This window comes from Monashia sp. HAY1-5C (genome assembly GCF_056755255.1).
On record NZ_JBPGXG010000312.1, the window covers coordinates 1 to 295 of the forward strand.

Annotated in this window: 1 protein-coding gene; it reads right to left on the reverse strand. The window is 72.5% G+C overall.

Annotated elements, in window-relative coordinates; genetic code table 11:
- A partial coding sequence (locus ACR9ZK_RS21810) for a glycosyltransferase (RefSeq protein ID WP_481344047.1) occupies positions 1–295 on the reverse strand: 295 nt, incomplete at both ends.

Genomic DNA, 295 nt, shown 5'->3' on the forward strand with positions numbered 1-295 from the left:
AGCCCGGCGTGCATGATGCCGGCCGAGAACGCACAGAGCTGGCCGGGCAGGTCCTCCTTCGACAGCCCCTCATACGGGCCGGCGGTGACGTGCCGGACCCGGCCGCCGGGGACGAGGTCGGCCTCGACGGGGATGTCTCCCGTCGTGCGCCGGGTGAAGATGTCGACCTCGACGCCGCGCGCCGCCAGCTCCCTTGCCGTCTCGGCGACGTAGACGTTGAGCCCGCCCGCTTCGCCGGTGCCGGGCTGCTCCAGCGGCGAGGTGTGCACGGTGATCATCGCGACCCGCTTCGGAT